The sequence below is a fragment of the Methylobacterium sp. J-078 genome, from assembly GCF_022829285.1.
Taxonomy (GTDB): Bacteria; Pseudomonadota; Alphaproteobacteria; order Rhizobiales; family Beijerinckiaceae; genus Methylobacterium.
Map to the genome: position 1 here is coordinate 67,833 of NZ_JAKSYI010000121.1, position 23,479 is coordinate 91,311.

Below are 23,479 nucleotides of genomic sequence, written 5' to 3' on the forward strand. Positions count from 1 at the left end.
TGCCGCCCCGGCGCGCGGGGCCGCGCCATGAGGGCTGCTAGCGGCGGCCCCAGATGCCGGCGCGCTCGGAGCGCGCCTGCTCCTCGGCGGCCAGGAGATCGGCGGGCGCGTCCTCGGCGGCGCGCCCGCCGCCCGCCGTGAGGATCAGGGAGGCGAGGTCGTCGCCGTCGATCTGGCACCGGAGCTGCTCGGCCTTCGCCTCCGCTCCGGCGGGGGGCGCGCAGGCGACCTCGCGGCGGCGCAGGTAGCGGGCGAGCTGGCGGGCGAGGGCCCCGCCCTCCCCGTCGACGCCCAGAAGCCGGACCGTGCGGCCCCGGAACGCCAGGGTTCCGGTGTCGATCACCTCGGGCACGCCGCGCACGCTCGCGGCGGGGGCGGGATTGGTTGCGACCTCCCGGGCCGGCGCGGGTTCGGCTCGCGCGGCGGAGGGACGCTTGCGGCCTTTGGCGAGTTGCACGGTCGCACGCTGCACGAAATCGCGAAAAATGCTGGCCGGGATGTCGCCGCCCCCGACGCGGTTCATGGAGGAGTTGTCGTCGTTGCCGACCCAGACGCCGACGATGAGGTCCGGCGTCATGCCGATGAACCAGGCGTCGCGGTAATCCTGGGTCGTCCCGGTCTTGCCGCCCACCGGCAGACCGGCGACCCGCGCGCCCTTGCCGGTGCCGCCATCGACCACGGCCTGGAGGGAATCGAGCATCATGGCCCGGCTCTCGGTGGGAATCGCGGTGCCGGCCTTCGCCTCGGCGCGCAGGTACAACGGCTGGGGCTGGGCGCCCCGAATGGTGTGGACGCTGTGCGTGTCCACCGGCGCGGCACCGGCGAGCACCCCCGCATAGGCGCGGGTCATCTCCAGCAGGGTCACTTCCGCCGAGCCCAGCGCCAGGCTCGGCACGTTGGGCAATTCGGAGGTCACGCCCATCCGGTGCGCGGTGGCGATGACGGCCGGGATGCCGACCTCGTCGGCGAGTTGCGCCGCCACCGTGTTGATGGATTGCGCGAAGGCGCTGCGCAGGGGCACCGCGCCCTTGAAGCGGCCGGTCGAATTCTGCGGCTCCCAATCGCCGATCTGGATCGGCCGGTCGACCAGCACCGTATCGGGATTGAAGCCGTTCTCGTAAGCCGTGAGGTAGACGAAGAGCTTGAAGAGCGAGCCGGCCTGGCGCTTGGCCTGGGTGGCGCGGTTGAACTGGCTGTCCTCGTAGTCGCGCCCGCCCACCATGGCGAGGATCGCGCCTTCCTTGTTGAGCACCACCAGGGCGCCCTGGCTCGCCTTCTTCTTCGCGCCCTCGGCATCGAGGCGGCGGGCGACCACGCCTTCGGCGAGGCTCTGCAGGTCGAGGTTGAGGGTGGTGCGCACCGTGACGTCGCCGGGCGCGTCCGCGAGCTTCTTGGCCTCCGCCGAGACCATGTCGAGGAAGTAGTTCGTGCCCGGCGGCGTCTCGGGCGGGGTACGCAGCGTGATCGTCTGCGCGCGGGCCTGGTCGGCCTCGGCGGCGGTGATGGCGCCGGTCTCGACCATGGTCTGGAGCACCACGTCGGCGCGCTCCTTGGCGCCGCCGAAGTTGCGCGTCGGCGCCAATTGCGAGGGCGCGCGCACGAGGCCGGCCAGCATCGCGGCCTCGGGCAGGGTCAGTGCCTTGGCGCCCTTGCCGAAGTAGCGCCGAGCCGCCGCATCGATGCCGTAGGCTCCGGCGCCGAAATAGGCGGTGTTGAGGTAGCCCAGCAGAATCTCGTCCTTCGACATCGTCGCCTCGACGCGCAGGGCCAGGAACGCTTCCTGGATCTTGCGGCGCAGGGTCTTCTCCTGGGTCAGGGAGGTGAGGCGGACATATTGCTGCGTGATCGTCGAGCCGCCCTCGCGCACGCCGCCGCCGACGGCGTTGCGATACATGGCACGCAGGAGCCCGCGCGGGTCGACGCCCCAGTGCGAGCGGAAGCGCCGGTCCTCGATCGCGATGACGGCTTGCGCGAGGTGCGCCGGCATCTCGGCCGCCGTGAGCTTCTGACCCTGAAACGCACCACGCGTGGCGAAGACCCGGCCGTCATCGGCCTCGACGGTGAGCGCGCGCTGGCCCGCCTCCGGCACCACGCCGCCGAGGGGCGGCAGGGTGGCGAAACTGTAGAGAACGAGCGCGGCGAGGAAGGCGAGCGGCAGCAGCACGAGCGCGAGGGACGCGGCGAGCCAGGGCCGGCGGCGCAGGCGCCCGGCGAGGGAGGCCGCGGGCGGGAGATCGGAAGCGGGTATCGCCCGGGGCGCGGCACCGGGCTTGTTCGGCCTCGAGCGAACCCGGCCGGCGAGCCCCCTCCAGGCGGGTCCGGCGGCTCGCGCCGCATCGGCGGCCCGGCGACCGGCCCCGCGCGCGGCGCGGCCCGCCAGGACTCCGAGCTGGCGGCCCAACACCTTGGCCGCCGCCGCAGCCTCGCGGGCGGCGGCACGCGTCTCGTCGGTCTCGCGGCTCGACGGATCGGGCCTGACGGGTTCGGGCTTGGCGGATTCAGGCTTGGCTGGCTCCGGCCTCGCGTGGCTCGGGCGGTCCGGATCGAGGGGGTTCATCGGGAGCCATGGTGACGGGAGCGGGCGCCGCAGGGGACCGCGCCGCGCAATGGTTCGCCGGTTCTAGACCATCTCTCGGCGCCAAAGCTACGCCGTTCCGGTCCGCCCCGAGGGCCGTGGCCGGCCTCCGGCGCCACGAACGCGACGGGGCCGACCAGCACGGCAACGGATTCGCGGAAGGCCACCGGACCCCCGCTGCGGGCCAGAACGGCGCTCATCGCTTCGAGGCGTCGGAGGGCGCAGGTTGGTTTGCTGGGCGAGGAGGAAGATCCGGCGGAGATGGGCCTGGGACGGGCTCGGAAGACACGCCGCCCCGTGCGCCCGCCGCATGGGACATCCGCCGGTTGTCGGGCGGGCGGGAACAATGGGGGCCGTCTCCCCTTGTTGAATCCGAGGCGGGCAATTCGAGTTTCGCGGGATGAACCTGCGCAGCTCTTCGTGCAGGCGGATCACCGGGCGATGCTTGAGGAAAAGCGGGACGTGGGTCGGCAGACCGCGCGCGATGACACGCGCCCTTCCGAGCCCGGCGCGGCGGGGATGCAGCCGGCGGCGCGCAAGCCGGACGACACTGATCAGCCGCACCGGCCCGAAGCGGCGGATGAGGACGAAAATCAGGACGCGGGTGGCGCGGACGAGGCCGCCGCCGAGGCAAAGAAACCGAACATCCTGCGTCGGCACCCGGTCTGGGCCCTGGGAATCACGCTGGCCGTGGTGGCGATCGCCGCGGGCGCCTATTTCTACTGGCTGACGGCGCTTCACCCCTACGAATCGACCGACGACGCCTTCGTGGATGCGCGCCAGTTTCCCATCGCGCCGAAGGTCGCCGGCTACATCGTCGCTGTCCCTGTGACGGACAACGAGCACGTGGAGGCCGGCGCCGTCCTGTTCCAGATCGACCGGCGCGATTACGAGGTGGCCCTGGCCCAGGCGAAGGCGCAGGTCGCCTCCGCCGAGGCTTCGATCCGCAACTACGACGCCCAGATCGAGGGCCAGAAGGCGCAGATCGAGGCCGCGCAATCCGAGGTGAAGCAGGCGGAGGCCTCGCTGAAATTCGCCCGCGAGGACGCGGCGCGCTACCGGGACCTCGCCGAGAAGGGCGCCGGCACCATCCAGCGCTCGCAATCCTCGACCTCGACCCTCGACCAGCAGCAGGCGGGCTACGATCGGTCCCGGGCGAACCTCGCCGCCGCGCGGACGCAGGTGAATGCCCTGACGGCCCAGAAGGCGGGCGCGGAGGCCAATCTCGCCATGGGGATCGCCCAGGTCGCGCAGGCCGAACTCAACCTCGGCTACACCACCGTGACGGCGGCGCAACCCGGCCGCCTCGTCCAGCTCTCGGGCGCCAAGGGCCAGTTCGCCCAGGCCGGACAGACGCTCTCGACCTTCGTGCCCGACGACATCTGGGTGATCGCGAACTACAAGGAGACGCAGATCACCGATATGCGCCCGGGCCAGCATGCCGACATCCGGATCGACGCCTATCCGGAGCGCAAGATCGCCGGGCACGTGGATTCCGTACAGCCCGGCTCCGGGACGGCCTTCAGCCTGCTGCCGGCCCAGAACGCCACCGGCAATTACGTGAAGGTGGTCCAGCGCATCCCGGTGAAGATCGTCGTCGACCAATGGCCGACCGATGTCGCCATCGGCCCCGGCATGTCGATCGTGCCCCGGGTTCACGTCCGATGAAGGGAAGTGCGCGATGAGCGCCGGAACGGCGCAGGCGGGCGGCGATTCCGGCGCCTCCGCCAAGGCGCCGGGCGGCCACAACCCCTGGGCCATCGCCCTGGTGGTCTCGCTGGCGACCTTCATGGAGGTGCTCGACACCACGATCGCCAACGTGGCCCTGCGCTACATCTCCGGCGGCCTCGCGGTGGGGCCCGACGAGGCCGCCTGGGTGGTGACGAGCTACCTTGTCGCCAACGCCATCGTGCTCACCGCATCGAGCTTCCTCGCCAAGCGGTTCGGCCGCAAGGCGTTCTTCATGTGGAGCATCGGGCTCTTCACCGTCGCATCGGTGCTGTGCGGCTTCGCCTGGAACCTCGAATCGCTGCTGCTCTTCCGCGTGCTCCAGGGCCTCGGCGGCGGCGGCATGGCGCCGCTGGCCCAGTCGATCCTGGCCGATTCGTTTCCCCCGGCGAAGCGGGGCCAGGCCTTCGCCCTCTACGGCCTTGCCGTGGTGGTGGCCCCCGTGGTCGGGCCGACGCTGGGCGGCTGGCTCTCCGACAACGTCTCCTGGCACTGGTGCTTCCTGATCAACGGCCCGATCGGCCTGATCGCCCTCGGTCTGATGCACGTGCTGCTGGAGGACCCGCCGGGGGCGGTCGCGGAGCGTCGGCGCCTGCGGCGCGCGGGCGTGCGCTTCGACCTGATCGGCTTCCTCCTCGTCGCCACCTTCCTCGGCGCGCTCGAGGTCGTCCTCGACGAGGGGCAGCGCAAGGACTGGTTCGGCTCGAACTTCATCGTCGTGTTCGCGGTGATCTGCGCCGTCGCCTTCGTGGCGATGATCCCCTGGGAGCTGACGCGGAAGAACCCGGTGGTGGATCTGCGCCTTCTCGGAAGCCGCCAGTTCGGCGCCTGCTTCCTCGTGATGATGGCCACCGGCGCGATCTTGATCGCGACGACCCAGTTCGTGCCGCAACTGGTACAGGAATATTTCGGTTACACCGCCACGCTCGCCGGCCTCGTCCTCGCGCCGGGCGGCCTCGTCACGGTCTTCATGATGCTGGTGATCGGCCGCGTCTCAGGGAAGGTGCAGCCGAAATATCTCATCGCTCTGGGGGCCGCGATCGTCTCGGCGGCGATGTACGACCTGACGCGGCTCTACGGCGACACCAGTTTCTGGTTTTTTGCCTGGTCGCGCATCTACATCGGCATCGGCCTGCCGATGATCTTCATCTCGATCACCGCCGCCTCGTACGAGGGAATCGACAAGTCCCAGACCGACCAGGCCTCGGCCCTGATCAACGTGGCCCGAAACGTCGGCGGCTCGATGGGCGTGTGCCTCGCCCAGAACGTGCTCGCCTACCGGCAGCAGTTCCACCAGAGCCGGCTCGGGGAGAGCATCTCCAGCGCCAACCCGAACTACCAGGAGACCCTGCGGGCGGCGACGCAGTATTTCCAGACCCATGGGGCGTCCGGCGTCGACGCACGGAGTCAGGCCATCGCCTGGATCGGCCAGCAACTCCAGACCCAGGTGGCGTACTGGGGCTACATCGACGTGTTCTGGTCGCTCTGCCTCGTCTCGGGGGCGGCGGTGCCGCTCGCGATGATCCTCAGCAAGGTCAAGCTCGGCGGCGGGGCGCCGGCCGGGCACTGAACCGAGCCGGGCCCGGACTCACTCGGCCGGCGCGGTCGCCTCGGTGACCTGGACGCGCCCGGCCTGGACCGGGACGGGGGCCGCGTCGGCCTCGATCTCCGTGAGGGTCACCTCGGATTTCAGCTCCGGGGCCGCCAGGGCGGCGACGCCCTCGTAGCGGTCGAGGCGGCGGTCGATCATGCCGCCGATCTTTTCGCGGACCTCGGCGACGGTGAGGCTGCGGCGGCCCTTGCCGGCCTTCTCGGTGAACAGGCTGCGGTTCGCTTTCGCCGCGGCCTTGAAGACCTGCTTGGCGACCTGGCCCGGTTTCTCGGCGGTGAGCGCGAGGAAGCGTCCGGCGCTGGCGGTGCCGAGGAAATGCGCGAAGTAGAGCTCGGCGGTGGAGAGGTCGCGGCCGATGCGCTGCTCGATCCGGCCCTTGTCGCGGTTGATGAGTTCGCCCGCCATCAAGGCGGCGACGTAGGGGTCCTGGCGCAGGCGCAGCACACGCGTGCGGGTGGCCTCGTCGGAAATCGTGATGGCGCTGCCGCGCCCCTTCACGGCCGCAGCCTCCTCGGCGAGGCCGTGGCGGGCGCCGTAGCTGCGGATGAGTTCGAGCCAGGTGCCCGAGAGGAACTGGAACAGCCCCTCGGCGGACGACGTCCCGGCCTTCACGGTGGTCGAGAAACTCGATTCCTTGTCGGCAAGCGCCATCATGTAGACCGGGTCGACCCCGGTCTCGGCGGCCGCGCGCAGAATCGTGTCCACGATCTCGCGCGGGACAGCCATGTCGCCGAAGCGCAGGCGTTCGGTGCCGGACGCGTCCCGGCTGGGGGCGAGATTGGCCAGGTCGCTCTCGATCAAGTCGAGGGTCGCGGGTTCCTGCTCGACGACGGGAACCCCACGCCAGTCGGCTGCGTTCGAGGTGTCAGCGTTTTCGAACTGTCCGCGCTGCAGACCCTGCGCCGTGAGGGCACGTTCATCGATCCGATCGTGAGCGGCGGCCGCGGGTGCGAGCGCGTTCTGCGGAAGGGCCGTGCCGAGGAGCAAGCCCGCGAGGAGCGTCGCGAGGGTCCGGCGGCCCAGGGCGGCGAGGTTCCGGCGCATCTTGCGCTCAGTCCGCGGCAGCCACGCCACGGTGTCGTCTGCGTGGAAGGTCTCGTTGGGCACGAGACGGCTCACGTCGTCGGCGCAGAGCGCCGGCTCCGGGAAAACCCCCATCATTGGTCCTTGTTCGTACCGCTGCCTTCAGGGGCGCGGCTTCGTTGTCGTTCAGCGAGGGGACGTCTCGCCGGTCGCTGTGACCACAATGGGACAGCTCCGTGATTCAACGATGGCACGCTTAACGCCCGGTTAAGGCATTGTATTTACGGAATTTTAATCCTCCGTTCGGACGCCGTTCAGCCTAACCGCGTCAAAAAGGCGTCCTGGCCAGGGTTGGAACGCAGCCCCGGTAGCCCAGTTAGTGAGGGCTGAACGGTACGGCCCCCGGGTTGGGAAAGGCTTCCGTTCAATCCGAAGAAGGAAGCCGTTTTCCAATGAGCATGCAGACCGGTCGCCGCGTCGGCGTTGCGTTCGTTGGCATGGGTGGCGCTGTCGCCACCACCGCCATCGCAGGCATCGAGATGATCAAATCCGGATCGAACCGCCTCGATGGCCTGCCCCTCGCGGGCGTTCCCGTCGCCGGGATGGCCGATTACAAGGACCTCGTTTTCGGCGGATGGGATCTCAACGACGATGACCTCGCTTCGGCCGCCACCGGCCACGGCGTCCTTACCGCGCAGGACATCGAGAACGGCGCCCAGGTCCTGAAGGGCATCAAGCCCTGGCCGGCCGTGGGCAGCGCCAAGTTCTGCAAGAACATCGAGGGCGCCAACCGCATCGTCGCCAAGGACCACCGCGAGGCGGTCTCCGTGATTGCCAACGACCTCCGCCGCTTCAAGGCCGAGAGCAACCTCGACGAGGTCGTGGTGATCAACCTCGCCTCCACCGAACGCTGGCCGAACCTCTCCGACCCGACCCTGAACTCGACGGCCGCCTTCGAGAAGGGTCTCGACAGCAGCGACGAGTCGATCAGCCCGGCGATGCTCTACGCCTACGCGGCGATCAAGAGCGGCGTGCCCTACGCCAACTTCACCCCCAGCGTCGCCGCCGACGTGCCGGCCCTGCTCGAACTCGCCAAGGAGATGAACGTCCCCGTGGCCGGCAAGGACGGCAAGACCGGCCAGACCATGATGAAGACGGTCCTGGCCCCGGCGCTCAAGGCCCGCGCCCTGCACGTGGACGGCTGGTTCTCCACCAACATCCTCGGCAACCGCGACGGTCTGGCGCTCAACGACAAGGACTCGCTCCAGTCGAAGCTCAACACCAAGGGCACGGTGCTCGACTCGATCCTCGGCTACCCGGTCGAGGACCACCTCGTGCATATCCACTATTACCGCCCCCGCGGTGACGACAAGGAAGCCTGGGACAACATCGACGTCAGCGGCTTCATGGGCCAGCGCATGCAGATCAAGGTCAACTTCCTCTGCAAGGACTCGATCCTGGCCGCGCCCCTCGTCATCGAGATCGCCCGCGTCCTCGAGCTTGCCAAGCAGCGCGGCGACGGAGGTGTCCAGGAGCAGCTCTCGAGCTTCTTCAAGGCCCCGATGGTGAAGAACGGCCACGGCCCCGAGCACGATTTCGGCAAGCAGCAGACCATGCTGCTCGAGTGGCTCGGCGCGCACTGATGTCGACGCAGACGGAGGGCGCCGGTCCCGCGGCCCCGCTGGCGCTTCGCGCCCTCCTCGTCGAGGTCAACGACCTCAAGCGCGTGCATTCCGCAAGGCGCACCGGCTCCATCGCCGAGCGCCTGTTCGCGCAAGGCTGGGGCGCCCTCATGGGGGGCGCCGCGCCGGAGGCCGTCGCCATCGACATCACCGCCAAGGCGCTCGCCGCCGCCCGCCTCTGCGACCTCGACGCCGCCTTCCTCGGCGCCGCCGGGCTCGACGAGCGGGCGACGGCCGACATCCTGGTCTCCGGCTTCGACGCCGTCACCGACAGCGTCGAAGCCGGCCTGCGGGACAGCCTCCGGGCGGCCCTGCGCGCGCCGGCGAGCTTCGCGCAGGGTCCCCTGCCGGGCTTCGTCGCCGCCCTGGCGCACCAGCCGAGGGCCGGCGTGACCTGTCCCGGCAAGCCCCGAATCCTGCTGGAGCCGCCTGAGAACCATGCCGAGCACTGCCTGATGGTGGCGGTCTACGGCGTCGTTCTGAGCCCGTTCTACCGGGCCGACCCGACCCTGGTCTTCCTCGCCGCCATGGCGCACCACTTTCACAACGCCGCGATGCCGGATGCCGGATTCACCGGCGAGATGCTGCTCGGTGACCATCTCCTGCCGATCATGGCCCGCACCACGCAATGGGCCCTCGACGAACTCGATCCGGCCCTGCGCGAGACGGTCGAGCGGGCGCGCGCCGTTCTCCCCGACGATGCCACGGCGGAGGGCCGCGCCTTCCACGCCGCGGACTGCATCGACCGGGTGCTGCAGATCGCCCAGCATCTGCGGGCCGCGAGCCTGACCATGGGCACCGTCCTCGACGAGATGGAGCTCGTCCATGCGGGTCCTGTGAAAGGCTTCCACGACCGCGTTCTGAAGGACATGCAGATCCCGTGATGTCTCCTCGCGACCGAGCGGACACCCCGTCATGATCCCCTTCGATCTTCGCTCGCCGGAGACCGGCGGCTTCCTGAAGGCTGACACCGCGCACTCGCTGCGCGACGGGAAGAGCGGCGCTCGTTGGCCCGTGATCGACGGCATTCCCTACCTCCGGACCAACCGCGACGACCTCGTCGCGCGGACCCTGGAACTGCTCGATGCCGGCGAGGCCGCTCTCGCGCTGGAGGGACTGCTCGCGGATCAGGACGATTGGTGGACCGGCCCCCCCGCTGATCCCCTCGACCTGCACGAACTCGTGCGCGAGCGGGACCGGCGCACCTTGCGCGACGCGGTGCGGCTCCTCGGCTGGGGCCGGGTCGGCGACTACTTCCTCCATCGCTGGACCGACCCGACCTTCCTCGCCGGTCTCACCCTCCTCGAGGCACACTGGAACGATCCCGTCTGCGTGTTCGAGTTCGCCTGCGGGATCGGTCACTACCTGCGCGAGTTCCAGACGCGCGGTATCAAGGTCGCGGGCGCCGACGTGGTCTTCGCCAAGCTCTGGGTGGCGCGGCACTGGGTGGTCGGTAAGCAGGCCCAACTCGTCTGCTTCGATGCGAATTCACCCGATTGGCCGATCCCGGGCGCGCCGGTCGATCTCGTCGTCTGCAACGACGCCTTCTACTTCCTCGACCGCAAGGCCGAGGTCCTCGAATGCCTGCGCCAGAACGCCGGTGACGACGGCTGGCTTGCCGTCAGCCACATCCACAACAGCGACCGCCCGGGCTTCTCGGCCGGACGCGCCGTCTCGGCGGCAGAGCTCGACGAACTCTTGCCCGACGGCCTCGTCTACGACGACGACGACCTGACACGGGCCATGGTGGAGCGGCGCGCGCCGTCCCCCCGCAAGCCCCAGGACCTGACGGGCTGTGAGGCCTTCTCGGTGGTGGCGGGCCCCGGCATGCGCCCGGCCCCCCGGCCGGTCATCGATGGCATCACCGTGCCGCGCCCCGGCCGGACCCTCCGCCTCAACCCTCTCTACGTCGCCGAAGGGGCGGATCGCTACGCCATCCGCTGGCCGTCCGAGCGCTACGAGGCCGAGTACGCGGCCCGGGCCACCTATCCGATCACCTTCACCGGGCCGGACAGCCTCGACTGGCGGGGCGACCTCGACGCGCCGGAGGCCGACCGGGTCCGCGACCGGACCTATGTCGATCTGCCGGAGCGCTGGTGATGGCGTCGTCGGAGATGAGCCCCGTCGCCTGGGGCATCGTCGGCTACGGCTGGGTCGCCCGCGACTACATGGCGCCGGGCATCCGCGCGGCTGGGCACCGGCTCGTCGCCGTCGCCGATCCGGGCGAGGCCTCGCGCATGGCGGCCGAATCCGAAGGTGCACGCGCCTACGCCCGGCTCGAAGACCTCGTGAAGGACCCCGAGGTGGAGGCGGTCTACGTCGCCACGCCGAACCACCTCCACCGGGAGGCGGTCGAGGCCCTGGCCGGCTCCGGCAAGGCCATCCTGTGCGAGAAGCCGATGGCGGCCTCCCTCGACGATGCCGAGGCGATGGTCGCGGTCCTGCGCGGCAGTGAGACCTTCTACGGCACCGCCTTCGACCAGCGCCACCACCCGGCCCACCGGGCCATGCGGGACGCGATCCGCGCGGGCCAGCTCGGCACCGTCACGGCGATCCGCATCGTCTATGCCTGCTGGCTGCCGCGCGCCTGGACCTCGTTCAGTGGCCAGGACAACTGGCGCATCGACCCGGCCAAGGCCGGCGGCGGCGCCCTGATGGATCTCGCCCCCCACGGCCTCGACCTCGTCGACTTCCTCCTCGACGAATCGATCCACGACCTCGCCGCCCTGACCCAGGCCCGCGCACAGGACTACGCCGTCGACGACGGCGCCCTCCTGATTGGGCGCACGCCATCCGGCGTTCTCGCCAATCTGCATGTCGCCTACAATTGCCCGGACGCCCTGCCCCGCCGCCGCCTCGAAGTGACCGGCACCAAGGGCCTGCTCACCGCCATCGACACGATGGGTCAGGTGGCGGGCGGCACCCTGTCGTTCACAGACGGGTCAACCGGCGTGTCCGAAAGTCTACCCTTCGACGCGGAGGCCTCGCCCTTCCTCGAACAGGTGAAGGCCTTTGGCTCGGCCCTGCGCCGGCCCGAGGAGCGCGAGGCCTACAGCGCCACCCGCGACCTCCACACCATGCGCTTGCTGGCCCGCGCCTACGCCGCGTTGCCCTGAGGAACGGAACACCACGACCGTGAACGAGCAGGACCAGGACGACCGCGCCCGCCACAGCCGGATCAAGGCGCCGCGCGCCTACAGCTACGGCGCCCCCCGCCGGATCGAGGGCTTGCCGGCCGCTCTGCCCGAGCCGGTGCGCGCCTATCTCGACATCCTGCCGGAGGGGCGCATCGTCGGCTTCCCCCTGGCGCCGCTGGACCGCACCGGCATCCCGGTCTGGTTCGTGTCGCTGTTCCTCGACGATCCGTTCTTCGTCGGCGCCATGCCGAGCGGGATCGGCTACGGCGCCACCGACGACGAGGCGATCATCGGCGCGGTGGCGGAGATCGCCGAGAACCTGATGCCGTCGCTGGCCGTCATGCCGCGCAAGAAGGAGCGCGCCAGCTACGACGACCTCGTGCGGGTCTACGGCGCCGGCGCGGTGGCCGACCCCCTCACCCTGTGCCTGCCGGCCGGCAGCCCGGTGGGACGCGCCACTACCCTCGAATGGACGCCCACGATCCGCGCCCGCACCGGTGAGACGGTGCTGATGCCGCTGGACATCGCCGCCACCGACTATTTCGAGCTGTCGGAAGGCTACAAGCCCTTCACCAACCTCATCACCAACGGCCTCGGCGCTGGGCCGGACGTGGACTTCGCGCTGGGCCACGGCCTGCTCGAACTCCTGCAGCGCGACGGCAACGGCCTGCTGTTCCGCGCCCTCGACCAGGGCGTGATGCTCGACCTCTCGGAGGGTCTCGGCCCCGAGACGCGCGGCATGCTCGACCGGCTGGACGCCCTCGGGATCAAGGCCCTGCCGAAATTCGCCACGGACCAGTTCGGCCTGACCAACCTCTACGTCGTCGGCTACGACCGCAATCTCGCCGACACGCCCGTGCCGATCGCGCTCTCGGCCTGCGGCGAGGCCTGCGATCCGGACCGTGAGCGGGCCCTGCGCAAGGCGCTCCTCGAGTTCCAGGCCGCCCGCGTGCGCAAGGCCTTCGGCCACGGGCCGCTCGCCTTCGCCGAGCGTGTCACGCCGCCCGGCTACGTCAAGGCGTTCATCGACAAGGCGCTGCCGAGCCTCGATCTGGAAGAGAGCCGCGCCCTCAAGGCGATGCTCGAATGGATCGTCCATCCGCCGGAGGGCATCGCCGACACGCTTCGCGACACCGTCTATTCCGAGCGCTCGACCAAGCGCTTCCAGGACTTGTCGACGACGGAAGCGCCGGACGGGCACGCGCGAGGTCGCATCGCCCGCGAGCGCCTGGAGGACGCCGGGTTCGACGTGCTCTACGTTGATTGCTCGCCGCCGGGCGGCGCGGTCGGCGTGGTCAAGGCGATCGTGCCGGGGCTCGAGGTCGAGACCATGAGCTATCACCGCATCGGTGAGCGAAACACGCAGAAGCTCATCGAGCGCGACCACCCGCTGATCCGCTTCGGCGAGGCCACTGACACCCTGAAGCCCGTGCGCCTGACACCCGAGGCAATCGAGCGCTTCGGGGGCCAGCCCCTGTTCGACACCGCGCTCGCCGACCACATCGTCGGCTCGCACTACCCGCTCTATCGCGAGCCGGAATCGCACCACGCGCCGTTCCGTCTGGCGCAGCAGGGACGCGCCGCATGAGCCTGCGCTTCGCCTACAACACCAACGGCACCGCCCATCACCGCCTGGACGACGCGATCGACCTGATCGCAGAGGCCGGCTACCAGGGCGTCGCGCTGACCCTCGACATCCACCACCTCGATCCCTTCGCCGAGACCTGGCTGCAGGAGGCGCAGCGGGTGTCGAGCCGCCTGCAGCGCCTCGGCCTCGGCTCGGTCATCGAGACCGGCGCGCGCTTCCTCCTCGACCCGAAGGCCAAGCACGAGCCGACCCTGGTGAGCGGTGATGCCGCTGGCCGAGCCCGCCGCATCGGCTTCCTCAAGCGGGCGATCGACATTGCGGCGATCCTGCATTCCGAGGCGGTTTCGTTCTGGGCCGGCGTGCCGAAACCCGGCATCGACGTCGAGGACGCCAAGGGCTGGCTGCATGAGGGCCTGCGCGAGGTCGTCGCCTACGCCGCCGAGCAGAAGGTGGTCGCCTGCCTGGAGCCCGAGCCCGGCATGCTGATCGAGACGCTGGACGACTACGCCGCCCTCCACATTCCCGGCTTGCGGCTCGCCCTCGACACCGGCCATTGCCTCGTCACCGGCGAGCGCGATCCGGCCGCGGCGGTCGGCGAGTTCGCGGATCGAATCGGCACCGTGGCCCTGGAGGACATGGCGCGGGGCACCCACGTGCACCTGCCCTTCGGCGAGGGCGACATGGACGTGCCCGCGGTCCTCGATGCCCTCGACGGGATCGGCTTCGAGAAACTCATCTGCGTCGAACTCTCCCGCGAGAGCCACCGCGCCGACCTGATGGTCCCGGCCTCGCTGCGATACCTGCGCGACTGCCGCAACCCGAACCCGGGAGCCTCCGCGTGAGGATCTGCTTCGTCTCGCGCCGCTACTTCCCGGCCATCTCCGGTATGAGCGTCTACGCACAGAACCTGCTGCGCGAACTGGTCGAGGCCGGCCACGACGTCACGATGATCTCGCAGTACCGGGGCGACGCCTTCGGCACCCGGGTCTACGGCGGCGGCCCGCCGCCCGCCGTGCCCGGCGTCACCGTCATCGGCCTGGAACAGGTCGGCGAGCAGGAGAACGGCGATTTCGAGCGCGACATCGACACGATGGTGGCGACGATCCAGGCCGAGCACGCGAAGAAGCCGTTCGACATCCTGCACGCCCAGTACGGCTATCCCACCGGCTGGGCGACCCTCCTGGCCTCGCGGGCCATCGGCGTGCCGAACGTGGTCTCGATCCAGGGCGGCGACGGCCACTGGGTCGGCTCCTGCTGCGAGACGCACCGGGTCGCCATGTGCGAGGTGCTGGCCCATGCCAACGCCCTGCTGATCGGCGGCGCCTCCTTCGTCGAGGAGGTCTGCGACCGGCTCGGCTCGGACCCTACGCGCTTCACCATCGTGCCCGGCGCCGTCGACACCGCACGCTTCACGCCCGGCCCCGGAGACCATCCTGGCCCGGTGCGGCTGTTCTATCACGGCCGCGTCGACCGCCGAAAAGGCGTACTCGACTTCATCGACGCCCTCGCGCTGCTGCGCACCCGCGCGATTCCGTTCGCGGCGACGATCTCCGGGATCGGGCCGGACGTGGATTCATCGAAGGCCCGCGCCGCCGAACTGAATTTCTCGGACGACGAGGTTCGCTTCACGGGATACGCCGATTACGACACCGTCCCCGACCTCTACCGGGCGGCGGACGTCTTCGTATCCCCGACCTACGCGGAAGGGTTCTCCAACACGATCCTGGAGGCGATGGCGGCCGGCCTCGCGGTGGTCTCGACCCACGCGGTCGGCGTCTCCGACTGCCTGCGCGACGGCGAGAACGGCCTCCTGGTGCAGCCGGGCGACGTGCCGGCCCTGGCCGACGCCCTCGCCCGGGTGATCGAGGATGCGCCCCTGCAGCGTCGCCTCGCCGAAGACGGCCTGGCGGAATGCCGGCGGGTCTATTCCTGGCGCGCGGTCGGCCGACAGATCATGGACGTCTACGCCGACGTGGCCCCTGCCCGGCCCGCCACCGACTTCCCGACGGTGCTGCCGCACGATCCGTCCTGCCGCTTCCGCGCCGAACCGCACCTGCTGTGAGCCGATGCCCACCGCGCTCGCCCTGTCGCCCCATCTCGACGATGCCGCCTTCTCCTGCGGCGGTCTCCTCCACGCCCTCGGACGGGCGGGTTGGGAGGTGGCGACCGTGACGGTGTTCACCGGATCGGTGGCGAACCCGACCGGCTTCGCCCTCGCCTGCCAGACCGACAAGGGGCTCGGGCCGGAAGTCGACTACATGGATCTGCGCCGGGCCGAGGATGCGGCGGCGATCCGCGCCCTGGGGCTGGCGGCGCCGCGCCACTGGCCCTTCCGCGAGGCGCCCCATCGCGGCTACGCCTCGGCCCCTGAGCTGTTCGAGGACGTCCGGGAGGAGGACGAAATCGTGCCCGACCTGATCCGTGCGATCCGGGCGGTCCTCTCCGAGACGGCCCCCGACCTGATCCTCGCCCCCCAGGCCATCGGCGGCCATGTCGATCACGTTCAGGTGGTGCGCGCCCTCGATGCGGCCGAGCCAACCGCGCCGATCCTGTGGTGGCGCGACTTTCCCTACACCGTGCGCGACCAGAGCCCGAAGGAGCCCCTACGCGCGCGCTTCGCCGCGCTGCCGGAGGCGGAGGTCCGGTTCGGCGCCGAGGGCCAGGAGGCGAAGGCCGAGGCCTGCGCCGCCTACGCGACGCAGCTCGGCTTCCAGTTCGGCGGCCGCGAGGGCCTCGCCCGGCGCCTGGAGCAGGAGGGCGGCCGCGAGCGCTTCCGCCGGCAAGGCGCGCTTCCCGAGAGCCTCGGGCGTCTCGTCGCCGATGCCGGCTGAGGCGCCGCCCGCCGAACCGAAGAGCCTGCGCGACCCGAGCGCCCTGGCCGCGCGAAAGGCCCTGCTGGACAGCCCACACATCGCCCCCATCCGTGCCCTCGCCCGGCAGATCGCCGTGGCGCACGGGGCCGAGGTGCCCGACCCCGACCCCCTCGACGGCGGCGTCGAGACCCGGCTGTTGCTCCTCCTGGAGACGCCGGGGCCGAGCATTCGCGGCACGGGCCTCGTCTCGCGCGACAACCCCACGGGGACCGCCGCCAACCTGTTCCGCTTCCTCGCCGAGGCGGGCATCGCCCGTCGCGACAGCCTGATCTGGAACACGATCCCGTGGGTGATCCACGCGCCCGGTGCGCTGAACCGTGCCCCGCGCCGGTCCGAGGTAACGCAGGCTTTGCCCTGCCTCGCACCACTCCTCGCCTGCTTGCCACAGTTGCGTGTCATCGTGCTCTCCGGGCGGGTCGCCGGTCTGGCGCGGAGTGAGTTGGAAACCCTGAGGCCGGACCTAACCGTGATCCCGATTCCGCACCCGAGCCCGACTTATGTCTGCACCGCGCCGAGCGTCGCGGAGTGCATCCGGGCGGGCCTCGCCCAGGCGCAGGCCTGCATCGCCGGTGGGCATCGAGCCTCCCTCGCTGGCAATTGCCGCCCGATGCCCCTAAATGCGGGCGACGGGCCGTGGTCCGGCACAAGCTCGGGTTGACCCATGCCGCCGTCGCGGCCGTGCGCGGGGAGCCCAGCGGAGGCGGACGCCGACACGATGAACTTTGCGGGACAGCAGAAGCAGATCGAGACGGCCGAGGCGCTCGCGCCCGAGGCATCCCCGATCGACGCGGCGGAGGCCGAGGCGGCACCGAAATCCGGCCTGCGCGGCCGCTACGCCTGGCTCGGCACCATCGCGAGCCTCGCCATCCTGGCCGGCTCGCTGTTCGTCCTGTGGAAGCTCGTCGAGACCGTCACCTGGGCGGAGATGCACGCCGCCTTCACCGGTGCCTCGGCCGAACAGCTCACCTTCGCCTTCCTGTTCGTGGGGCTGAGCTACCTCTTCCTCACTTGCTACGACGCCCTCGCGCTCCGACAACTCAAGCTGAAGGTGCCCTACCGAACGACGGCTCTGGCCTCGTTCACGAGTTACGCGGTCAGCTTCACGCTCGGCTTCCCGCTCCTTACCGCCGGGACGATCCGCTACTGGATCTACTCCGGCAAGGGACTGGGGCCGGCGAAGATCGCGGCCCTCACGGTGATCGCCGGATTCACCTTCTGGCTCGGGATGGGCGTCGTCCTCGGGCTCAGCCTCGTCGTCGAGGCGGGCCAGCTCGCGGCCCTCACCTTCACCAGCATCGCGTTGAACCAGGGCGTCGGCTTCGGCGCGCTCCTCGCCGTGGTGGCGTACCTGCTCTGGGTCTCCCTGAAGCGCCGCCACGTGCGGGTAAAGAGCTGGCGCCTCGAGCTTCCCGGCGCCTCGGTGTCCCTGAGCCAGATGGTGGTGGGCATCGGCGACGTCTGCGCGGCGGCCGCCACGCTCTACGTGCTTCTGCCGGCGGGCACCTCCATCGGCTTCACGACCTTCGTGGCGATCTACGTCCTGGCCGCCATGCTGGGCATCGCGTCGAACGCACCGGGCGGCATCGGGGTGTTCGAGGCCACGATCCTGCTCGCTCTCTCGAGTCTGCCCCGTGATCAGGTGCTCGGATCGCTGCTGCTGTTCCGGGTCTGCTACTATCTCGTACCCTTTGTCATCGCCCTGGCCATGTTGACGGTCTACGAGATCGTCAAGCGCAGCCGAGGCGCGAAGGCCTGAGGCGCGCGGCTGAGCCAGGAGGGTCCGCATGGGACGGGGCGCGCGCCGATCATCCTGGACCGCCGCCGCCATCGTGGCCTCGGGCCTCGGGGTGTTCGCAGCCGGACGGGGCACCCTCGACGGGCCGATGATCGGTGCCTCCGTGGTGGTCTTCTGCCTCGGGGGCGTCATCGGCGGTCTCGGGCGTTCCCGCATCGTGCGCGCACCGGAAAACCCCGGAGCGAGCCGGCACTCGATCGCCGAAGCGCTCCTGGCCAACATTCCCGACCCCGTCATCCTGGTCGACCGCCGCGCGGTGGTCATCGAGGTCAACCCCGCCGCCCGAGCCCTGCTGCCGGCCCTGAAGCTGCGCCACCCGCTCTCCTTCGCCCTGCGCACGCCCGACGTCCTCGACGGGATCGAGGAGGTTCTGCGCACCGGCGCGTCGCTCAAGACGCTCTATTCCACGCGTGTCCCCACCGAGCGGGCCTTCGAGGTGCAGATCGGCGCCCTGCCGATGCCGGACGGAGTCGTGGGCGGTCAGCCCAACGTCGTGCTGTTCCTGCGCGACCTCACCTCGGCACGGCGCCTGGAGGCGATGCGGGTCGATTTCGTCGCCAATGCCAGCCACGAACTGCGCACGCCGCTGGCCTCGCTCCTCGGCTTCATCGAGACGCTGCAGGGCCCCGCCCGCAACGATCCGCCGGCGCGGGAGCGCTTCCTCGGGATCATGAAGGCCCAGGCGCAGCGGATGGCGCGTCTCGTCGACGACCTCCTGTCACTGTCGCGGATCGAGTTGCGCGAGCACGTCGCGCCGACCCGTCCCGTCGACCTGACCCGGATCGCGCGCCAGATGGTGGACACGCAGGGGCCGCTGGCCCGCGACCGCGGCGTGGTCCTCAGCGTCGCGGCGGACGGCGCCTTCCCCATCCTCGGCGAGCGCGACGAGTTGCTGCGGGTGGTCGAGAACCTGATCGAGAACGCCGTGAAGTACGGCGGCAGCGGGGGCCGCGTCGAGGTCGCCCTCCGGCGACAGACCGATACGGCCAGCGGGCGCACCAGCGTCGAACTCGCCGTGCGGGACCATGGTCCGGGCATCGCCGCCGAGCACATTCCCCGCCTGACCGAACGCTTCTACCGGGTCGACGTCGCCTCGAGCCGCGACCAGGGCGGGACCGGCCTCGGCCTCGCCATCGTCAAGCATATCGTCAACCGGCACCGGGGCCGCCTGATCATCGAGAGCGCCCCCGACGCGGGCACCACCGTGCGGGCGATCTTCCCGGAATTCGAAGCCGCCGGATCACCGGACATCCTGGCCGAGCCGGCCTGAAGCCGGATCGCTACCGGAACGGCGGTTCGTCGAAGCTGCGCAGTTTGCGCGAATGCAGGCCGTGGCGCTCGGCCCGCAAGTTGTCGAGGGCGGCGAGCCCGATCAGCAGATGCTCCGCAACCGCGCGCTCGTAGAACGCGTTGGCCGCACCCGGCAGCTTGATCTCGCCGTGCAGCGGCTTGTCGGAGACGCAGAGCAGGGTGCCGTAGGGAACCCGAAGGCGGTAACCCTGGGCCGCGATGGTGCCGCTCTCCATGTCGACGCCGATGGCGCGGGAGAGGTTGATGCGCCGACGCTCCTGGCTGAAGCGGAGCTCCCAATTGCGATCGTCGTAGGTGACGACGGTTCCGGTCCGGAGGCGGCGCTTCAGGGCCTCGCTCTTCTCGCCGGTGATGCTGGCCGCCGCCGCCTGGAGGGCGAGCTGGACCTCGGCGAGCGCCGGCACGGGCACGTCGGGCGGCACGAGCTCGTCGAGGATGCGGTCGCGACGCAGGTAGCCGTGCGCGAGGACGTAGTCGCCGATGGTCTGCGACTGGCGCAGGCCGCCGCAATGGCCGACCATGAGCCAGCAATGCGGGCGCAGGACCGCGAGATGGTCGGTGATCGTCTTCGCGTTGGAAGGACCGACGCCGATATTGACCAGGGTGGTGCCCTGCTGGCTGCCGTCGGAGCCGCGCGCCACAAGGTGGTAGGCCGGCATCTGGTACTTGTGCCAGGGCGAGGCCGCGATGAGCGCCGCCGGATCGACGGAGGCGGCCTCCGCCCGCGAGACCGAGATGCCGCCGGGCAGGATCATCCGTTCGAAGCCTTCGTCGCCGCGTGCGAGGCGCTCCAGGCCGTGTCGGATGAAGCCGTCGACGTAGCGATGGTAGTTCGTCAGCAGGATCCAGGGCTGCACGTCGCGCCAGTCGCTGCCCGTGTAATGCACGAGGCGCCGCAGCGAATAGTCGGTCCGGATCGCGTCGAACAGTGCCAGCGGGCGGGGCACATCGGGCAGCTCCTGCCAGAGCCCGTCCGCGATCTCGTCGCCCACCACGGAGAGCAGCGGCACGGGGAAGTAGGTGGCGAGGTCGCGGGGCGTGACCCCGCTGCGGCCGAGATCCGCGCCGGGCTCGATCACGTAGGGATAGGGGATCTCCTGGGCGCTGAGGCCGACCTCGAGGGTGGCGCCGTAGTCGCGGACCAGGGGGCGCAACTGTTCGAGGAGGTAGCCGCGGAACTGCGCCGGCTGGGTCACGGTGGTGGCGTAGCTGCCCGGCGCCTGGAACTTGGCCGTCGCCCGCGCGACACGCGGGATCGGCCCCGTCGGCTGGTAGGTGACCCGCAACTCCGGATAGCGGAACTGCAGCCGCTCCGTGGAATCGGGGGGCGCCCCGCCATCGAGGTAGCGGGCCAGGGCCGATTGCAGGGCCTCGATCGCGCCCGCGTGCAGCGCGGCGAGGCGGTCCACGGCCGTCTCGGGGTCGGAGACGGATTCCATCGGTCGCAGCTCGTCGCGGATCACGGTACCTCCCGGCCAAACCTCGGTCACGGGGTCTTACACCGCCCAGCGGCCGGACGCGAACGCACGTTCCCGCTCCCGATGCAGGTATGCGACGATGGACCGGAAGGTTGTATGTCACGCGGTTTTTGGCGAATTCGCCTCGTTAACTTATGCTATGCAACCTGGACATCACCTTTCCCGGTAGTCCGGTCCCCGTGACCGGGCGGAGGGGAGTAACGGGGACAGGCATGTCGGGGGAACGGTGCGTTGATGTTGACACTCGTCGGTTGCTTCAGGGCCGACAATGATCGATGGCTCGCCCTACCGGCAGCGCTGATCTGCGCCCTGGCGGCGGGCGCGACGATCGCCCTCCTCTCCCATGCGCAGAAGACGTCCGGTGCCTGGCGCGGGGGCTGGCTCGTCATCGCGGCCTTCGCGGGCGGGACCGGCATCTGGGCCACGCATTTCCTGGCGATGCTGGCCTGCGATCAGGAATACCCCGTCGGCTACGCTACCGCACCGACGGCGCTTTCCCTGGTCTTCGCGGTCCTGCTGAGCGGCCTCGGTCTCGCGACGGCGATCGCGCGACCCGGACGCATCGCTCCCCTCCTCGGCGGCGGCATCCTCGGCCTGGGCATCGCGGCGATGCACTATACCGGGATGGCGGCCTACCAGTTCCAAGGCCACACGGCGTGGCACGCGGGCCCGGTCGTGCTCTCCGTCGTGTTCAGCACGGTCATGGCCGGAGCCGCCCTCCGGGTGGGCCTCGCCGGCAACCGCGTCCGCCACCGCATTCTCGGGCCGGCCTTGCTGGTCGTCGCCATCTGCGGGCACCACGTCCTGGGCCTCACGGCCCTGACGCTGGAGTCCGATCCCCGCGTGGTCGTTCCGGCCGAGGCCGTGCCGCCGACCTGGCTCGCCGTCCCCGTGGTCCTGGCGAGCCTGACGATCCTGCTGATGGCCTGCACCGCCATGGTGATCGACATCCGCGATCGCCAGCGGGCGGTCTATCGGGAACGCCTCCGAAGCCTCGCCAACGCTGCCGTGGAGGGTCTGGTGATCTGCCACGGCGGGAGGATCGTCAGTGCCAACGAGAGCTTCGCGCGTCTGACCGGAACCGACGCGCGAAGCCTCGCCGGGGTGGAGGTGTCGCGCTTCCTGCCCGATTTCGCCACGGGCGACGTGCTGGCCGGTGCTCATGAGGACGGGGTCGAGGGCCTCTTGCGGCGTTCGGACGGGACCGAACTGCCCGTCGAGTTGATCGCGCGACCGGTGGCCTACGGCCGCGCGCCGCACCTCGCGATCGCGGTGCGTGACCTGACGGCCCGACGGCGCGCGGAGCGCCAGATCCGGTACCTGGCCGGCCACGACGCCCTGACGGGCCTGTTCAATCGGCAGAACTTCCACGCCTGCCTGGATCACGAGATCCGGCGGGCGACCGCGTCGGGCACGCGATTGGCCCTCCTGGCCATCAACCTCGACGGTTTCAAGCAAGTCAACGACCTGTTCGGCCACGCCAACGGGGACGCGACCCTCGCGCGGGTGGCGAGGGTGATCGGCGACCAGCTCGGGACGGACCAGATCGCTGCCCGGATCGGGGGCGACGAGTTCGCGGTCCTGACCCCATGCGCCCACGGCGTCGCGGCCGGTCGCCTCGCAGAGGAGATCCGCGCGGCCCTCTACGCCGCCGATGGCCTCGCCGGGGGCGAACCCCTGCCGGAGATCTCCATCGGCATCGCGCTGTTTCCGGACGATGCGACCGACCGAAACGATCTCCTGAACGCAGCCGACACCGCGCTGCAACTCGCCAAGACCGTGGGGCGTGGCAGCTACCGGTTCTTCGAAGCGGCGATGGGCAAGGAGGTCCGCGAGCGGCGCGTGCTGGAGAAGGCCCTGCGCCGGGCCCTCGCGCAGGGCGAACTACGCCTCGTCTACCAGCCGCAGATCGCGATCCGAACCGGGGCGGTCACCGGCTTCGAAGTGCTGATGCGTTGGCAGCATCCCGAGCACGGCTTCGTCTCGCCGGCCCTGTTCATCCCCATCGCGGAGGAGAGCGGGCTGATCCAAGAGATCGGCGCCTGGGCCCTGACCGAAGCCTGCCGCGAGGCGGCGGGATGGGACGTTCCCCTCACCGTGGCGGTCAATGTCTCCGGTGTCCAGATTCACGACCCCGCCTTCGCGCCGAGCGTCCGGGCGATCCTGTCCGAGACCGGCCTCGACCCGGCCCGCCTGGAACTCGAGATCACCGAGACGGCCCTGATCCGCGATCCGGACCGTGCCTCCACCAATCTGCGCGAACTGAAGGCGCTGGGCCTGCGCATCGCCATGGACGATTTCGGGACCGGGTACTCCTCCCTCTCCAACCTGCGCCTGTTTCCCTTCGACCAGATCAAGATCGACGGCTCCTTCGTCGCGGCGGTGGATTCCAACCCCCAGGCGGCAGCCATCGTGCGCTCGGTGCTCGGCCTCGGCGCCGGCCTCGGCCTGCCGGTCATCGCCGAGGGCGTCGAGACCGCCGCGGAACTTGCCTTCCTGACTGCCGAGAACTGCCACGCCGCGCAGGGCTACTTCATCGGCCGGCCCGGCCCCATCGCCGCCTTCGCCTGCCATACCCACCGCTCACCCGCAACGGCCCATGCGGGGGTCGGTTAAAGCCCGCCTTGCTCCCGGCACCGGCTTGTTCGAAACGGAGCCGCGCACGCGGGTCCGGCGC

At 70.4% G+C, this 23,479-nt stretch carries 17 protein-coding genes; 14 read left to right on the forward strand and 3 right to left on the reverse strand.

The window, feature by feature from the left end:
* Positions 1 to 37 precede the first annotated feature (37 nt).
* Complete coding sequence (locus tag MKK58_RS22355; protein WP_243914961.1) at positions 38 to 2,557, reverse strand: PBP1A family penicillin-binding protein; 2,520 nt, start codon at positions 2,555 to 2,557, stop codon at positions 38 to 40.
* 459 nt (positions 2,558 to 3,016) lie between these two features.
* On the opposite strand from MKK58_RS22355, the gene MKK58_RS22360 reads away from it, so the two are divergent.
* Together MKK58_RS22360 and MKK58_RS22365 are read left to right on the forward strand one after the other, a co-directional pair.
* Complete coding sequence (locus tag MKK58_RS22360; RefSeq protein WP_409565291.1) at positions 3,017 to 4,243, forward strand: biotin/lipoyl-binding protein; 1,227 nt, start codon at positions 3,017 to 3,019, stop codon at positions 4,241 to 4,243.
* Between the two features lie 13 nt (positions 4,244 to 4,256).
* Positions 4,257 to 5,873: a DHA2 family efflux MFS transporter permease subunit gene (locus MKK58_RS22365; RefSeq protein WP_243914965.1), complete on the forward strand. Its 1,617-nt coding sequence runs from the start codon at positions 4,257 to 4,259 to the stop codon at positions 5,871 to 5,873.
* 18 nt (positions 5,874 to 5,891) lie between these two features.
* Here MKK58_RS22365 and MKK58_RS22370 read toward each other — a convergent pair whose 3' ends face one another.
* Positions 5,892 to 7,073, reverse strand: a complete 1,182-nt coding sequence (locus tag MKK58_RS22370; protein WP_409565294.1) for a lytic transglycosylase domain-containing protein — start codon at positions 7,071 to 7,073, stop codon at positions 5,892 to 5,894.
* A gap of 317 nt (positions 7,074 to 7,390) precedes the next feature.
* On the opposite strand from MKK58_RS22370, the gene MKK58_RS22375 reads away from it, so the two are divergent.
* The 11 genes from MKK58_RS22375 to MKK58_RS22425 are packed head-to-tail and all read left to right on the forward strand — an operon-like array spanning position 7,391 to position 19,283.
* Positions 7,391 to 8,581, forward strand: a complete 1,191-nt coding sequence (locus tag MKK58_RS22375) for an inositol-3-phosphate synthase (protein WP_243914969.1) — start codon at positions 7,391 to 7,393, stop codon at positions 8,579 to 8,581.
* Positions 8,581 to 9,504, forward strand: coding sequence for an HD domain-containing protein (locus MKK58_RS22380; protein WP_243914971.1), 924 nt, complete (start codon positions 8,581 to 8,583; stop codon positions 9,502 to 9,504). Before MKK58_RS22375 ends, MKK58_RS22380 begins: the two co-directional genes overlap by 1 nt.
* Before the next feature lie 31 nt (positions 9,505 to 9,535).
* Positions 9,536 to 10,720 carry a class I SAM-dependent methyltransferase gene (locus tag MKK58_RS22385; RefSeq protein ID WP_243914973.1) on the forward strand — a complete coding sequence of 395 codons (1,185 nt, stop codon included), beginning with the start codon at positions 9,536 to 9,538 and terminating at the stop codon, positions 10,718 to 10,720.
* Positions 10,721 to 10,734: 14 nt separating this feature from the next.
* On the forward strand, positions 10,735 to 11,736 hold the full coding sequence (locus tag MKK58_RS22390; RefSeq protein ID WP_243915028.1) for a Gfo/Idh/MocA family protein: 1,002 nt from the start codon (positions 10,735 to 10,737) through the stop codon (positions 11,734 to 11,736).
* Between the two features lie 19 nt (positions 11,737 to 11,755).
* Entirely contained in the window at positions 11,756 to 13,345 is a 1,590-nt protein-coding gene (locus tag MKK58_RS22395; protein WP_243914975.1) for a YcaO-like family protein, read from the forward strand.
* On the forward strand, positions 13,342 to 14,187 hold the full coding sequence (locus tag MKK58_RS22400; RefSeq protein WP_243914977.1) for a sugar phosphate isomerase/epimerase family protein: 846 nt from the start codon (positions 13,342 to 13,344) through the stop codon (positions 14,185 to 14,187). The genes MKK58_RS22395 and MKK58_RS22400 overlap by 4 nt, the downstream gene beginning before the upstream one ends.
* Positions 14,184 to 15,407, forward strand: coding sequence for a glycosyltransferase family 4 protein (locus MKK58_RS22405; RefSeq protein WP_243914979.1), 1,224 nt, complete (start codon positions 14,184 to 14,186; stop codon positions 15,405 to 15,407). Before MKK58_RS22400 ends, MKK58_RS22405 begins: the two co-directional genes overlap by 4 nt.
* Before the next feature lie 4 nt (positions 15,408 to 15,411).
* Positions 15,412 to 16,176, forward strand: coding sequence for a PIG-L deacetylase family protein (locus MKK58_RS22410; RefSeq protein ID WP_243914981.1), 765 nt, complete (start codon positions 15,412 to 15,414; stop codon positions 16,174 to 16,176).
* Complete coding sequence (locus tag MKK58_RS22415) at positions 16,166 to 16,876, forward strand: uracil-DNA glycosylase (protein ID WP_243914983.1); 711 nt, start codon at positions 16,166 to 16,168, stop codon at positions 16,874 to 16,876. The genes MKK58_RS22410 and MKK58_RS22415 overlap by 11 nt, the downstream gene beginning before the upstream one ends.
* Before the next feature lie 57 nt (positions 16,877 to 16,933).
* Positions 16,934 to 17,974: a lysylphosphatidylglycerol synthase domain-containing protein gene (locus MKK58_RS22420; protein WP_243914986.1), complete on the forward strand. Its 1,041-nt coding sequence runs from the start codon at positions 16,934 to 16,936 to the stop codon at positions 17,972 to 17,974.
* A 28-nt stretch (positions 17,975 to 18,002) separates the two neighbouring features.
* On the forward strand, positions 18,003 to 19,283 hold the full coding sequence (locus tag MKK58_RS22425) for an ATP-binding protein (RefSeq protein ID WP_243914989.1): 1,281 nt from the start codon (positions 18,003 to 18,005) through the stop codon (positions 19,281 to 19,283).
* Positions 19,284 to 19,293: 10 nt separating this feature from the next.
* On the opposite strand, the gene MKK58_RS22430 is transcribed toward MKK58_RS22425, so the two are convergent.
* A complete protein-coding gene (locus MKK58_RS22430) occupies positions 19,294 to 20,787 on the reverse strand; it encodes an AMP nucleosidase (RefSeq protein ID WP_409565292.1) in 1,494 nt (497 codons plus the stop codon).
* Between the two features lie 249 nt (positions 20,788 to 21,036).
* Between MKK58_RS22430 and MKK58_RS22435 the strand changes: the two genes are divergently transcribed.
* Positions 21,037 to 23,418, forward strand: coding sequence for an EAL domain-containing protein (locus tag MKK58_RS22435; protein ID WP_243914992.1), 2,382 nt, complete (start codon positions 21,037 to 21,039; stop codon positions 23,416 to 23,418).
* Positions 23,419 to 23,479 lie beyond the last annotated feature (61 nt).

What these genes read in the sequence shown, in the direction of transcription:
- MKK58_RS22415 (WP_243914983.1), top strand. Translation starts at nt 16,166, where the DNA reads ATGCCGGCTGAGGCGCCGCCCGCCGAACCGAAGAGCCTGCGCGACCCG.
- MKK58_RS22380 (WP_243914971.1), top strand. Translation starts at nt 8,581, where the DNA reads ATGTCGACGCAGACGGAGGGCGCCGGTCCCGCGGCCCCGCTGGCGCTT.
- MKK58_RS22400 (WP_243914977.1), top strand. Translation starts at nt 13,342, where the DNA reads ATGAGCCTGCGCTTCGCCTACAACACCAACGGCACCGCCCATCACCGC.
- MKK58_RS22435 (WP_243914992.1), top strand. Translation starts at nt 21,037, where the DNA reads ATGTTGACACTCGTCGGTTGCTTCAGGGCCGACAATGATCGATGGCTC.
- MKK58_RS22385 (WP_243914973.1), top strand. Translation starts at nt 9,536, where the DNA reads ATGATCCCCTTCGATCTTCGCTCGCCGGAGACCGGCGGCTTCCTGAAG.
- MKK58_RS22365 (WP_243914965.1), top strand. Translation starts at nt 4,257, where the DNA reads ATGAGCGCCGGAACGGCGCAGGCGGGCGGCGATTCCGGCGCCTCCGCC.
- MKK58_RS22355 (WP_243914961.1), bottom strand. Translation starts at nt 2,557, where the DNA reads ATGAACCCCCTCGATCCGGACCGCCCGAGCCACGCGAGGCCGGAGCCA.
- MKK58_RS22425 (WP_243914989.1), top strand. Translation starts at nt 18,003, where the DNA reads ATGGGACGGGGCGCGCGCCGATCATCCTGGACCGCCGCCGCCATCGTG.
- MKK58_RS22390 (WP_243915028.1), top strand. Translation starts at nt 10,735, where the DNA reads ATGAGCCCCGTCGCCTGGGGCATCGTCGGCTACGGCTGGGTCGCCCGC.
- MKK58_RS22360 (WP_409565291.1), top strand. Translation starts at nt 3,017, where the DNA reads ATGCTTGAGGAAAAGCGGGACGTGGGTCGGCAGACCGCGCGCGATGAC.
- MKK58_RS22375 (WP_243914969.1), top strand. Translation starts at nt 7,391, where the DNA reads ATGAGCATGCAGACCGGTCGCCGCGTCGGCGTTGCGTTCGTTGGCATG.
- MKK58_RS22370 (WP_409565294.1), bottom strand. Translation starts at nt 7,073, where the DNA reads ATGGGGGTTTTCCCGGAGCCGGCGCTCTGCGCCGACGACGTGAGCCGT.
- MKK58_RS22410 (WP_243914981.1), top strand. Translation starts at nt 15,412, where the DNA reads ATGCCCACCGCGCTCGCCCTGTCGCCCCATCTCGACGATGCCGCCTTC.
- MKK58_RS22420 (WP_243914986.1), top strand. Translation starts at nt 16,934, where the DNA reads ATGAACTTTGCGGGACAGCAGAAGCAGATCGAGACGGCCGAGGCGCTC.